The following is a 12,460-nucleotide window of genomic DNA, read 5'->3' as shown; positions in this document are numbered from 1 at the left end:
ACCATGGACAACCTCAATCTTAATAAACACATTTCAGGCCAGTTCAACGCAGAGCTGGAAAGCATTCGCACCCAGGTGATGACCATGGGCGGCATGGTCGAGCAGCAGCTTTCTGATGCGATTACGGCAATGCATAACCAGGACAGCGAGCTGGCGAAGCGCGTCATCGAAGGCGACCATAACGTCAACATGATGGAAGTGGCGATCGACGAAGCCTGCGTGCGTATTATCGCCAAGCGTCAGCCGACCGCGAGCGACCTGCGTCTGGTAATGGCGATCATTAAAACCATCGCCGAGCTGGAACGTATTGGTGACGTGGCGGATAAAATCTGCCGCACCGCGCTGGAGAAGTTTTCCCAGCAGCATCAGCCGCTGCTGGTCAGCCTGGAGTCGCTGGGCCGCCACACCGTGCAGATGCTGCACGACGTGCTGGATGCCTTTGCGCGTATGGATCTGGATGAAGCGGTGCGTATCTACCGTGAAGACAAGAAAGTCGACCAGGAGTATGAAGGCATTGTGCGTCAGCTGATGACCTACATGATGGAAGATTCCCGTACCATCCCAAGCGTGCTGACGGCCCTGTTCTGCGCGCGCTCTATCGAGCGTATCGGCGACCGCTGCCAGAACATTTGCGAATATATTTTCTACTTCGTGAAGGGTCAGGACTTCCGTCACGTGGGCGGCGACGAGCTGGACAAGCTGCTGGCGGGTAAAGATCCTAAAGAGTGATGGTTGTGGCGGGTGGCGCTGGCGCTTACCCGCCCTACGTTAGCTTAACGCGTAATATCCCACCCGCGTGCCTTCCACAACTCTGGCAATTGCGCCAGATCGGTAAAGGTCGTCACTTTTGGATGATCGATCGGCTTGTTGTGCGGATCGGCACAGAAGTAAAACACCTCCATCCCCGCATCAATCCCCGACTGGGCGCCCGCAGGCGAGTCATCCACCAGAATGCAGTTCTCCACGTTGACGTTCATCGCCTTCGCCGCGTGGAACATCAGCGCCGGATCGGGCTTCCAGCGCTGGATATCGTAGCCGCTGAACAGTTTTTCCGGAAAGTGGTGCAGCATTTCAAGCTTGCCCAGTGAATGCTGCATTTTGCTGACCGGACCGTTGGAAACTACGCAGATTGGCACCGTCATCGCATCCAGCAGCGCGTTAGCCCCGGCAATAACTTCCAGTTCTGAGTCAAAGAGGCGTGCGACCTCGGCGCGGTACACCGGTTCCAGCTCCGCTTTCGCCAGATCCACCCCGTGCTCTTCGTTAATGATGTCGATGATCTCGTACAGCTTCACGCCCTTAAAGCGTTTGAACACCTCTTCGAGATCGAGCGTAATGCCAAATTCCTGGAACATGGCGACATACGCGCGGGAACAAATGACCTCACTGTCGACCAGCGTACCGTCACAGTCGAAAAATACCGCTTCAATTCCGGACATGCCCTTCCCTTTTAACAAGTTTAACGTTTACGTACGACAGATTTACGAGACGCAATCGTTGCCGTATAAGCATAATCAATGAAAAAAGTATCCCGTAACCGCCACTATTGTCGCATTTTGGTATAGGATAGCGACGAATTTTCCCTCCTTGTTCGGAAATTGATGATGAGTCAACAACACACAACCCAGACATCTGGTCAGGGTCTGCTTGAGCGCGTATTCAAACTGCGCGAGCACGGCACAACGGCACGCACCGAAGTGATCGCCGGTTTCACCACCTTCCTGACGATGGTCTATATCGTTTTTGTGAACCCGCAAATTCTGGGCGTCGCTGGCATGGACACCAGCGCCGTCTTTGTTACCACCTGTCTGATCGCGGCCCTTGGCAGCATCCTGATGGGCGTTTTCGCTAACCTGCCTGTGGCGCTGGCACCCGCTATGGGCCTGAATGCGTTCTTCGCGTTCGTGGTGGTTCAGGCGATGGGCCTGCCGTGGCAGGTTGGTATGGGCGCTATCTTCTGGGGTGCGGTCGGCCTGCTGCTGCTGACCATCTTCCGCGTCCGCTACTGGATGATTGCCAATATCCCGGTGAGCCTGCGCGTGGGTATCACCAGCGGTATCGGTCTGTTCATCGGCATTATGGGGCTGAAAAACGCCGGTGTGATCGTGGCGAACCCGGAAACGCTGGTGAGCATCGGTAACCTGACCTCGCACAGCGTGCTGCTGGGCGTGCTGGGCTTCTTCATCATCGCGATCCTGGCGTCGCGCAACATCCACGCTGCGGTGCTGGTCTCTATCATCGTGACCACGCTGCTGGGCTGGATGCTGGGTGACGTGCATTACAGCGGTATTGTCTCTGCGCCGCCGAGCGTCTCTACCGTGATTGGTCACGTTGACCTGGCGGGTTCCCTGAACCTGGGCCTGGCGGGCGTGATCTTCTCCTTCATGCTGGTCAACCTGTTTGACTCCTCCGGTACGCTGATTGGCGTGACGGACAAAGCGGGTCTGGCTGACGAGAAAGGCAAATTCCCGCGCATGAAGCAGGCGCTGTATGTGGACAGCATCTCGTCCGTCGCCGGCTCTTTCATCGGCACCTCGTCTGTTACCGCTTACATTGAATCCTCTTCCGGCGTGTCCGTGGGTGGCCGTACCGGCCTGACGGCGGTGGTGGTGGGTATCCTGTTCCTACTGGTGATCTTCCTCTCTCCGCTGGCGGGTATGGTTCCACCGTATGCGGCTGCCGGCGCGCTGATTTACGTGGGCGTGCTGATGACCTCGAGCCTGGCGCGCGTGAAGTGGGAAGATTTAACCGAAGCGGTGCCGGCCTTTATTACCGCCGTGATGATGCCGTTCAGCTTCTCGATCACCGAAGGTATCGCGCTGGGCTTTATCTCTTACTGCGTAATGAAGATCGGTACCGGCCGCTTCCGCGAACTCAGCCCGTGCGTGATTATCGTTGCGCTGCTGTTTGTGTTGAAGATTGTGTTTATTGACGCCAAATAAACAGTAAGCCCTTTTCTTCGAAAAGGGCTTTAGTGTTTGTTCCCTCTCCCCGTGGGAGAGGGTCAGGGTGAGGGCATCAGGCCGCAATTATCTTACGCCTTCACCCGCTTAATATAATCCCCGAACGCGGTCAGCTGGCCAGAGAGATGGTCACGCGTGCTCTGATCCACCACTTCACCCGTCTGCGGGTCGACCTTGTTTTGAATCACGCCGCCCATAAATTCCGGCTTGTTCATCACCATTGCATCCAGGAATACCAGGATCTGGCGCAGGTGATACTGGCAGCGTGCGCCACCAATCGCGCCCATTGAGCTGGTCTGGATCAGCACCGGTTTGCCAGACAGCGGCTGTTCCGGTAAACGAGATAACCAGTCAATCGCGTTCTTCAGGCCACCCGGAACCGAGTAGTTATACTCCGGCGTGACAATGACCACACCGTCGGCCTGGCGGATCTGCTCGGCTATCGCCTCCACGCTCTGCGGGAACCCCTCTTCCTGCTGGACATCTGCATCATACAGCGGGATATCGCCAATAGATGGCAGGGCGCTAATTTCCATACCTGCCGGGGCCAGCTGCGGCAGCGTGCGGGCAACCATTCCGTTAAATGAACCTTTGCGCAGGCTTCCCAGTAACGTAACTACTTTCAACGTATCAGACATGATTACTCCTGTTTCATCATGATGACCCTGATTGGATCAGCTATGGGTAAATGCTTTTTCTGCCGGTAAACTGGTTAAACGCATCAGACGCGCGGCGGGCTCGTTGGCGCGCTCGGGCACATCAGGAAGGCTACGCCATCCCTGTTGGCTGTCAAATTCCCAGATTTTCATGCGTTCGATGGCCGGGGTGACGGCAATGGACCAGATCAACACGTCCTCAGCATCGCTGAGCGCTTCAACCAGCGTGGCTCTCGTGGCGCGCAGGCGTCCTGATCCTGGCAGCAGTTGCAACAGACTGGCATCGTCAGACGCACATCCACAGAGCTTACGAATGCTCTGACGCAGGGTAATGAGTTGGGCTCTGGCTTCAACAGGATCGTTTTGATTGCGTACCCACAGCTTTTCATTGCTGGAGAGCGGGTAGTCGTTATGCGCGTTAGCACCGTGGAAGCTCCGCGTTGCACGCTGAAGCTCCATATCCAGCCCGCAATCCCCTTCGGTGGTCAGCGCCACGCCAATGATATTGCCCGTATAGGCAATGGAAAAACGGGGGAGTTCCGGGTCAGCAAAGACCGGGCGGCCTTCTGGTTGCGTGACGATTTCCGGCAGTTCGCTGGTGCCGTACAGCATAAACAGCAGTTCTGCGAGAAGTGCTCTCGAGGCTAAAAACCGCGTCCTGCGGTGTTCGGGGAGTTTGAGCGCCTCACTGTGACAGGCTGAAGAGAGTCTGGCCGATACGAGACGTCCTTCTGTAAGTATCCCTCTTGCAAAGTGCGTTGCCATTTTTCGCTCCTTGATAATGGTCGTAATCGGTTAAACGGTTACATGATTATCGCTTAACTTGGCTCCTGTTTTAATCAGTAAATCGGAGTAAGAGAAGCCTGAAGGCCGAACTTTACATTTTCTTAGGCAAAAATTGGATCGCTGCCACCGTACAACGCCTTGATGGTCTCCCGCAGCCAGAGGATTTTCGGATTATGGCTGTTCCGTTTATGCCAGATCAGCGTGAAGGGAACGGTCAGCTTTTCAGCCTGCGCTTCGTCAATGGGAATAGGAAGCGCGATCAGCTTCCGCTGGTGGAGTTCATTGTAGTGGCGACAGTAGTGGGGAGCCGTGGCGATATAGTTATGACCGGGCTGCGCCGCCATAAACATCGACTGCTCAAAGCCCGGCAAACACATGGCAATGTTTCTCTCCCGCCCCATCTCTTTTAGCACCTCATCCAGCGCCCAGGTGTCGCTCCGTTCCCAGAAGATACTGATATGGGGATAGCGCAGGAAGGTCTCCAGATTCCACTCCTCCTGCAGAGCGGGGTGGTCCTCACGCAAATAGACGTATGGACGGTCGCTAAACAGGATTTCGTAGTCGATAAACCACGGCATCAGCTTCAGCAGTTCACGCGAGCGCGGGTGGGTTTCGCGACCGGTGAAGCCAACGTCCACTTCCCCGCGCGTAATGGCGTCCAGCGAGTCGTAATCCCAGTGACGCATCTTCACCGTGGCCTGCGGATAACGCTGGTTCACCTGCTCAAGCAGGGCGTTAAAGCGGATGAGCATCAGCGGCGTTTCGGCGGCCAGCACAAACGTCAGCCCGCCAGGCGAATCATGGTGAGATTTATCGAGGATCTGGTTGCCGATCTGCATCCAGTCGGCCAAATCCTGCTCCAGGCTGACCGTCAGCGGCGTAGGCAGCAGCCCTAACGGCGTTTTGACAAACAGAGGGTCGTCAAACCAGTCGCGCAGCCTGGCCAGCGATTTACTCACCGCCGACGGCGTCACGTTCATCCGCTTTGCGGCTTTGGTGACGCTGCGCTCCTGCAGCAAAAGCTGCAGGCAAAGCAACAGGTTAAGATCGAGACTGCTGATGGGCTTCTTCATACTGTGCCGCGGGCTGGATGACCATAAGTAAGGTGATGCAGACTATGCTACAGCCAATCAGAATCCCGATCAGCATATTGAGCGCGTTAAGTCCGATGACTGCCGCCAGCCATATCCACAGAGACGAGCCGCAGACCTGCGCGATCCCCAGCACCGAGCTTGCCACGCCTGCCCGCAGCGAGAACGGGCCGAGCGCCTGACTCATCGCCACGCCAAAGCCAACCGAGAACCCGGCACAGATGAGCGTAATGCCCACCAGCATCAGCGCATGCGAGCTGGTGGTTGCCAGAACCACACCTGCGGCGAGAAACAGTACCTGCGAGGTCAGCATCAGCGTGCGCTGGCGGAAGAGATTCAGCGCAAACGGGGTGGAGAACGATACAGCCATACTGACCAGAGCGGTTAATGCCATCACCGTGGAATACTCACCGCGATCGAAACCCATGGTCTCCATCAGCAAAACCGGGGAAACGTTTACATACGTCAGGATCACCGCCACGCTTAACGTGGTTACGGCCAGACGGCTGAGGAAAAAGCGATTGAGAAGTTTCTCTGCCGGATGAATGGTCGCGGTATGGCTGGGATTCTGCGATCCCGGGTGGGTCTCTTTCAGTACGGCGATCGACAACACAAAGACCAGGGCGCCCATTGCAGCCATGGTCCAGAACAGGCTCTGCCACGGGAATTTCAGCATGATCAGATAGCCTACAACCGGTGCCAGCACCGGAATGATGCAGGTTATCCCGTTCAGCATGGAGAGCACTTTAGCACGGCGCTGGGCGCTTAAGGTATCGCGCAAAATGGCAAACGCCACCACGTAACAGCCGCCGGCACCAATGCCCTGGATGAACCGTCCTGCCAGGAACAAGGTACTGTTCTGTGCCTGTGAGCAGAGAAGAGAGGCCAGGGCAAAGATGATGGCTCCGGTAATTGCGACGGGCTGACGGCCAGCCTTATCCGCGATCTTCCCGGCAAAGACCATCGACGACGCCATTCCTGCGAGGTAGGCCGAAAACGCGATATGCAGCTGCGCTTCGCTGGCACCCAGATCGCGGGCGATGTGCGGTAATCCCACCAGATACATATCAATACCCGACGGATAAAGCAGAACTAATGCGAAACTACAAAACAGAAAACGCGCCATAAACCCCCCATAAATGCAGGCATGCAGAATAGGGGGTGAAAAGGGTTAAGGCGAGTTGCCATTTGGACAATGGTGATTTCCCAGGAGGAAATCACCATTGCTTAGCATGCAATACAGAAGCGGGCATTGCGGGACAACTTAACAATCCATCAGAGGTTGATGATGCGCTACTGGCGCGATCGTTTATGACTGTTTTTTTACTCTCAAAGCAAACTGTTTCGGTGTAATGCCAAAGAATTCTTTAAAATTACGAATAAAATAAGATGTACTGGTGTAGCCCACTTCATTGGCAATACTGTTAATATGCTTCTCGGTTGTGGTGATAAGTTTTGCCGCCTGATGCATGCGAATATCCAGCACCAGCATATTGAAATTATTATTCTCTTTCTCCAGCTTTTTACGAATCGACACCTCCGACATGTGTAAAATGCTCGCCAGATCCGCCAGTTTCCACGGTTTAGAGAGATCAGCTTCAACGATTGACTTCAGGCGCTCAGTAAAAGTGGTATCCGTTGATACCGACAAAGAATAAACTAACGATTCTATATCCCTCATTTTAGAAAGAAGATAGGTTATTTTATAAACTTGTCGGTGTTGTGGGACATTGCTTTCAATTAATCGTTTAAAGATTTTTGTATCTGTTTCATCAACGGGGCCAGTAAATATTTTTCGCCGCATCTGGTTAACTTTTTGTGGATGTAAAAGAAGCGGCTCCATCACCTTACAAATGCAGCTCAATACATCACTGTCAACGTGATAGAGTTCATAGGGAACACCTTTGCCTAGTACTTTTAATGTGACATCGATCACTGTGTTTTTTTCGATATAACAAAGTGATTCTGGAGGAACATTAAAGGACTGTCCATCTTTCGTTTTTATAAGAAGTTGCGCATCACGTAAATGGATAATTGCACAGTTATAAAATCGGATTTTTTTTAGCACCAACAGATTGTTATGTGCTAAATTTTCCTTCGATGGAAAATTAAGGTTACTTAAAGCACTTTGACTATTCATACAGTCACCCCCATGCTTTGTAAGCATATAGTTTCATGGGTAATCAGTAATGTAAACTCGGAAATTTTTACAGTAGAATTAATGTATAATTTTAATTGTTTGTTTTTTAATTATTTAATTCCTTAAAATATATAGAATTATTTGTTGGTTTTTGAAAGATAATTAACATTGTTAATATTATAGAATGGAAATAATTCGAAAATGTTATTGTAGTATCTTCGGCCCAGCAAAAAAATTCTTAAGCAAGAACGGAAGCTTTCGAGTGGATTCTGCCCCCAGTTTGAGTTTGATCGAGCGTACCCTATAATAAATATCTTTTTCTTTTAACTGTGTTAACATCGCGATCTCTCCGATTCTCTTCCTCTTAAAAAAATACAGATAGACTATATTTCTCTCTTCATCAGTAAAGTTTTTGAACACTGAAACAGGTGAAGGTCTGCGACTTGAGGAGACATTCAGCTTTTGATCATGGTACGAGACCTGCTCCAGGCTGAGACAGGTAATCGGGAATTTCTCCAGCAAAAAGCAGTAAGAGAAGTAATCATCCCTGTCACAGATTAAATATATTTTTCTATTCGTATTTAGCATCTTGTAAACACAGCTAACATTTCTGTACTCGTAACATTTAATATCTGCATTATCATTTGCAAGCAATGATAATCCGTAATTAAAATAAGTATTCTTACTTGCCAACAAAAAAACAATGGACATAATAACTCTTAGCGATCAAATTTATTAGATACCTTAACTAAAAGTGACTATAAGGTATGAAAAGTACAAAGGCTAGCCTAAAAAATAGCTCATTATGATAATATTATGCTCGATAATTTATTATTTAAATAGATTTGATTCTCACTTGCGATTAATCCATAAGAAAGCCTGAACTATCAGTTCAGGCTTTTACTTACTCAAAATTTAAAATCAGAATGAATAGCGGATATTGGCGTTAATTGCCTTGTCAATATTGTAATTACCGAAGGCTGAACGCTCTACATTGAGACTAATCCTGGTGTTTTCTTTAATTTTTGCATTGACACCTAAACTGAAGTTAACCCGGCTATCTTTACCATTCTTAATATGAGTTTCCCCGGCAAAATCACGGACAACCGTCTCTGCCGGATTAAACAGATCATACTGATAATGAACGCCAGCCAGCGCCGTCAGCTCCCAGTCTTTGCCCTTGTACGTTTTCCCGGATTCCACACCCGTTCGACCGATCAACGGTTTATCCTGCTTTCGCTGCATATGGATGTCTGAGCCTGCAAACCGCCAGTCAAACCGGGTTCCTGACACCGAGCCATAAACCAGTTCCGTCTGCGGCTGAATAAAGGTTTCGCCAGGTAACGAGAAGCGCCAGCCGGTCTCTGCACCCAGATACCATGAATGTGAGCGGTAATCCTGCTCCGGCATTTCGGTTTCGCTTGCCGAATAGTGGTTATCGTGGCGGACATATTTACCAATTGCATCTACATACAGCCCGGAGTCAAACATCGCGGAAGCATAGAGACCGATACCGGTTGATTTCGTCTGACCGGACCAGCCTTCGCCATGGCTGTTATGGTGAGTGAACGTTGCCGTCACACCGGTAAACAAGTCACCGCCGTCAAACGCAAGCTTTCTGTCGGCTCCTGTCTGCAGATGAGTCCAGCTATTGGAATAACCCGCATCTGCGGAACCCGTACCGCTGAAAACACGTGCCCACATGCCGGTTTCACCGTGGGTGTTGCGCAAATCGCCCATACGGTAGTTCAGGTTGTTCATCTCCGTCAGGAAGTTTTTATATCCTGTATTCATAACGGCTTTGCTGGCCAGCAGCGCTGCGCTGTCCTGTTGTATATCAAATCCTTCCAGCTGCCATAGTTTGTTATTCCCGCTCTCTACGATATCCACCAGCGGCGTGAAGGTATGAAGACCCACGCGCTGTGTCACCGGTGTAAGTGCGAACACATCGGAAGCTGTCGTTTTCGGTGCCGTGACTAACGCTACGGGTGACATACCCTGGCTCACTGAAGCCACAGACGGGGCAACAACCAGCGCATTGTTTGTACCGGACAGCGACTGGTTAACCGTAACCGTATCTGCCGTTTTGCCGTCAGTGTTCATGACGAACTGGCTGTTGCTGGCAGTCAGGGTGTCCACAGTCAGAGATCCTGGCGAGCCGGCTTTGCTGAAGCGCACTTGCGAACCGTCCAGGTGAAGGGATTTCGCCATGGACTGTCCGTCCACCTGCCAGAGAGTATTCTTCATCGTCGCACTGGAGAGGGGCGCATTCAGGTTGCCACCATAAGCCGTGAACAGATTCTCATTGGCTTCCCCTGCTGTACCAAAATTCAGGCCAGCAGCATCATTCGCCTGAATATTTCCCGTCATGACGCTACCCGCGCCGACGTTCAGCGTGGTGCCCTGGCCGTTGAAACGCCAGCGCTCCGCCGAGTACTCGCCGGACAGCAGCGAAAGTGTTGATCCCGCACCGGCAGCCACTTCACTGTCAGAAACCAGACCTGAGGTTGCCGTCAGCTTCGCGTTATCCGCAAGCGACAGCGATGAGTGACTGAAGCGGCTGTACTGGCTGAGAACGGCATCGGTGGATGCCACCGTCACCGAGCTGTCTACGCTGTCAACTCCGCCGGTAAAATGCTCATTAATGTTAAGAGTAGAACCGTTATTCAGCTGTACGCGGCCGGTGAAACGGCTTTGATCGGCGTCGTTTGTCGCTTTTGACTGCCCGAATGATGGCGTGGTTTTCACACCGTTACCGTCATTGAGATCGATATAGAGATCTTCACTTCCCAGCGTCACGGCGGAATGGTCTGCATAAAGCGTTGTATTGAGGCTGGCATTCCTCGCCAGACTGAAATCAGTATTGTACAGATTAAGCTGTTTCATGCTGAACTCACGGGGCTCCCAGTCACTTTGGGTAAAGGAGACCGGCTGAGTGAGGACAGAATTGTCGCCTTGCGCCTTCAGCTTATCCGCGACAGCCTGAGTACTGACGGCATGTACAACAGGATGCCCCTGAATAAACAGGCGGCCATTATGCTGGGTGAAGTTCCCCTCCGTGTTCATCCCACCATCCATGACAAAGTCGTTCTGCGTTCCGGGCATCACGGTATTTTTGACATCAACATTACCGGTAAAATGGCCATGCCAGATGTTGGCAACCGCCGCCGTGGCGTCTGGCTTGTTAAAATCCAGGTTGACGGAAGCCTGACGCCCGCTGTTGGTCAGCATCGCCCCGTCGTCCGCGCCGTTCAGCTGATGGAAGGTGAGGCTGTTACCGTTGATATCGAGCTTACCGCCGTGATAACCCCATTTGATATTGTCGGGATTGACCTGTTTGTCATCGCTTAAAACAACGGTTGGGCGGCCGCTTACAATACTGACATTTTTAAAGGCCTGAACATTACCATCGCTATCCGGCCGTTGTGCCAGGACGACAGTTCCTTCGCCAACATTCAGCCCGCCGGGGTTGATACCCGTGCCGTTCACTTTTAATGTCCCGGTACCGAGCTTGTGCAGGTTATCGCCCTGAACACCGTTCACCTGCCAGTCAACGGTATGATCGCCGTTGATAATGATCCCGCCACCTTTCCAGGTCTGAGAGTCGAGCGGTTTGACCGTATAATCGTCATTAAAAGTCATCGTTCCTGCGCCCTGGTTAACGGTATTTTCTAATACAACGGTACCACCGCCCTGGAAGGTGAGATCTTTCCCGCTATTCAATGAGGCAGGCCACGTCGCACCCTGATTACCATGCATTGACCATGAGGCTGTCCCCTGGGTTAATGTGCCAACGCCGGTTGTATAATCATATGACCAGTGAATATCGCCCTCATTTTGTTCTGATATAACTGGCGCATCAGCGTCCTGCTTTATGGTATTAACCACATCTCCGACAGGGATGATCGTATACCAGTTAGTATTACCACTCTCCCCCGCATAAGAATTGAGCACGGCAGTGACAACCCATTTATTTTGCTGCGTATCCCAGGCAAAAAGCGGGGAACCACTGTCGCCAGGTGTGCCATAGGAGGAAAGTGGCGTATTTGTTGTGTTAGTGACAAAACTCCAGTCCGAAATAAACGGATGATTTACGAGCCCCCCGGTTTTATACGAGTATGCTCCTGCAAGCTGAGTCAGCTTTCCACTCTCATCTTTTACATATTGCGTTCCCGTTCCGACCCGATAGAAAACGGGGAACCGTTCCTGATTCTGATATGTGCCGCTGGCCGTTCCCGCGTCAGTCATATCCAGCGCGGTAACCTCCGTCACAATTTTGTTTAGTCGGGGAGTATGGAAGTCTCGCCAGTGGTTATTTCTGTCAACCAGGGTATAGGTGGTGTCGTCATTGTAACCAAAGTTCACCTGCTGATAACCCCCGTTGTGCTTAACGCTGATTATATATTGTGGTGCAACTAACGTACCAACACCGATTTTGTCAGTTGAACTAAAGTCAATCATGGGCGCTTTATTTAACATGGTGATGACATTCCCATTTTTATCATATAGCGGGATGTTTTGGGCACCTGGTTTAAACGGACCTTTATTTTCAGCAAAATCGCGATAAGTCTGGTAATTAACTCCACTGCCGACAACTGAAGCTGGTGATGCGGCAGAATATAATCCCCCCAACAGGCTCACGAGCAGTACACTCATTGGAACTCGCGAAGTGAGTTTCCTCCTTATACCTTCACTAATTTCGGAAACGACAACAGCCTCACCTTTCCCGTTCTTTTTTATCGCATAGACCTTATTCACTTTACCCCCGGCAACTATCACATTAAATAAATAACACTTAAATAAAGACCAGGCTCAGTCAATAAA

General features: G+C 51.3%; 9 protein-coding genes. 2 read left to right on the top strand and 7 right to left on the bottom strand.

What is annotated here, in order from left to right; genetic code table 11:
* The first annotated feature begins 3 nt into the window (after positions 1-3).
* On the top strand, positions 4-729 hold the full coding sequence (gene phoU / locus IM314_RS14005) for a phosphate signaling complex protein PhoU (RefSeq protein ID WP_003861153.1): 726 nt from the start codon (positions 4-6) through the stop codon (positions 727-729).
* A 44-nt stretch (positions 730-773) separates the two neighbouring features.
* On the opposite strand, the gene yieH is transcribed toward phoU, so the two are convergent.
* Positions 774-1,439 carry a 6-phosphogluconate phosphatase gene (gene yieH / locus IM314_RS14000; protein WP_045630884.1) on the bottom strand — a complete coding sequence of 222 codons (666 nt, stop codon included), beginning with the start codon at positions 1,437-1,439 and terminating at the stop codon, positions 774-776.
* Positions 1,440-1,604: 165 nt separating this feature from the next.
* Here yieH and adeP point away from each other — a divergent pair, with 165 nt between their 5' ends.
* Positions 1,605-2,942, top strand: a complete 1,338-nt coding sequence (gene adeP / locus IM314_RS13995) for an adenine permease AdeP (RefSeq protein WP_193359109.1) — start codon at positions 1,605-1,607, stop codon at positions 2,940-2,942.
* Between the two features lie 92 nt (positions 2,943-3,034).
* Here the strand turns inward: adeP and IM314_RS13990 are convergent, their stop codons facing one another.
* From IM314_RS13990 to IM314_RS13965, 6 genes are all read right to left on the bottom strand, one after another.
* On the bottom strand, positions 3,035-3,601 hold the full coding sequence (locus IM314_RS13990) for an NADPH-dependent FMN reductase (protein WP_003861147.1): 567 nt from the start codon (positions 3,599-3,601) through the stop codon (positions 3,035-3,037).
* Positions 3,602-3,637: 36 nt separating this feature from the next.
* Positions 3,638-4,384, bottom strand: coding sequence for a 4'-phosphopantetheinyl transferase superfamily protein (locus tag IM314_RS13985; protein ID WP_041911737.1), 747 nt, complete (start codon positions 4,382-4,384; stop codon positions 3,638-3,640).
* 122 nt (positions 4,385-4,506) lie between these two features.
* Entirely contained in the window at positions 4,507-5,478 is a 972-nt protein-coding gene (gene yidZ, locus IM314_RS13980) for an HTH-type transcriptional regulator YidZ (protein ID WP_028014928.1), read from the bottom strand.
* Positions 5,447-6,622 (bottom strand): MFS transporter, encoded by a 1,176-nt coding sequence (locus tag IM314_RS13975; protein WP_048957696.1) that lies wholly within the window; start codon positions 6,620-6,622, stop codon positions 5,447-5,449. The genes yidZ and IM314_RS13975 overlap by 32 nt, the downstream gene beginning before the upstream one ends.
* 183 nt (positions 6,623-6,805) lie before the next feature.
* The gene (locus tag IM314_RS13970) at positions 6,806-7,636 is read right to left on the bottom strand and encodes an AraC family transcriptional regulator (RefSeq protein WP_193359077.1); all 831 of its coding nucleotides are present in this window, start codon (positions 7,634-7,636) and stop codon (positions 6,806-6,808) included.
* Positions 7,637-8,557: 921 nt separating this feature from the next.
* Positions 8,558-12,394, bottom strand: a complete 3,837-nt coding sequence (locus tag IM314_RS13965) for a S6 family peptidase (RefSeq protein ID WP_193359078.1) — start codon at positions 12,392-12,394, stop codon at positions 8,558-8,560.
* Positions 12,395-12,460 lie beyond the last annotated feature (66 nt).

This window comes from Enterobacter cloacae complex sp. P42RS, from assembly GCF_014930595.1.
In the GTDB taxonomy this organism is placed as follows: Bacteria; Pseudomonadota; Gammaproteobacteria; order Enterobacterales; family Enterobacteriaceae; genus Enterobacter; species Enterobacter bugandensis.
This window is presented reverse-complemented; position numbering and strand designations above follow the sequence as displayed.

Excerpts from the sequence above, each read along its gene's own strand:
- IM314_RS13985 (WP_041911737.1), bottom strand. The coding sequence starts at position 4,384 with ATGGCAACGCACTTTGCAAGAGGGATACTTACAGAAGGACGTCTCGTA.
- yieH (WP_045630884.1), bottom strand. The coding sequence starts at position 1,439 with ATGTCCGGAATTGAAGCGGTATTTTTCGACTGTGACGGTACGCTGGTC.
- phoU (WP_003861153.1), top strand. The coding sequence starts at position 4 with ATGGACAACCTCAATCTTAATAAACACATTTCAGGCCAGTTCAACGCA.
- IM314_RS13970 (WP_193359077.1), bottom strand. The coding sequence starts at position 7,636 with ATGAATAGTCAAAGTGCTTTAAGTAACCTTAATTTTCCATCGAAGGAA.
- yidZ (WP_028014928.1), bottom strand. The coding sequence starts at position 5,478 with ATGAAGAAGCCCATCAGCAGTCTCGATCTTAACCTGTTGCTTTGCCTG.
- adeP (WP_193359109.1), top strand. The coding sequence starts at position 1,605 with ATGAGTCAACAACACACAACCCAGACATCTGGTCAGGGTCTGCTTGAG.
- IM314_RS13975 (WP_048957696.1), bottom strand. The coding sequence starts at position 6,622 with ATGGCGCGTTTTCTGTTTTGTAGTTTCGCATTAGTTCTGCTTTATCCG.
- IM314_RS13990 (WP_003861147.1), bottom strand. The coding sequence starts at position 3,601 with ATGTCTGATACGTTGAAAGTAGTTACGTTACTGGGAAGCCTGCGCAAA.